The 607-nt window shown below is 66.6% G+C and carries 1 protein-coding gene; it reads left to right on the plus strand.

Annotation, left to right across the window (positions count from 1 at the left end):
* Nucleotides 1-435, plus strand: a 435-nt coding sequence (locus J7U37_RS25345) for a sensor histidine kinase (protein ID WP_282104173.1), incomplete at its 5' end; no start/stop codon positions are given.
* Nucleotides 436-607: the final 172 nt, after the last annotated feature.

Below are 607 nucleotides of genomic sequence, written 5' to 3' on the forward strand. Positions count from 1 at the left end.
GGCTTCGGACGGAACGAGACGCCGCTGTCCCAATCGATCTGCGCCTACACCGTGCAGCAGGACGACGTGTTCGAGATCGAGGACCTGACCCTCGACGCGCGTACGTCGGACAACCCCCTGGTGACCGGCGGACCCGAAGTCCGCTTCTATGCGGGAGCTCCGCTGCGAACTGCCGACGGCGTCGCCCTCGGGGCGCTGTGCGTGCTCGATACCAAGCCCAACAAGCTGACGCCCTCCCAAGCGTTCGTGCTTCGCACCCTCGCCCATCAGGTCATGACGACCCTGGCGCTACGCCGGTCCCTGCGCCAACGTCGTGAGACCGACCGACGCAACACGGCGATTCTTGAGAGCGCCCTCGACTACGCCATCGTCTCACTGGATCTCGCCGGCATGGTGACGAGCTGGTCCCCGGGCGCCGAACGTATCCTCGGTTGAGACGAGGCCGAGATGCGTGGCAAGCCCGCCCATGTCTTCTTCACCGACGAGGACGTCGCGAACGGCGTCCCAGAGCAGGAAATGGCCTTGGCCCTGCTGTCCGGGCGGGGCGCCGACGAGCGCTGGCATGTTCGAAAGGACGGCAGCCGGTTCTGGGCCAACGGCGAGATGA

Origin of the sequence: Methylobacterium sp. 37f (assembly GCF_023093475.1) — a bacterium.
Taxonomy (GTDB): domain Bacteria; phylum Pseudomonadota; class Alphaproteobacteria; order Rhizobiales; family Beijerinckiaceae; genus Methylobacterium.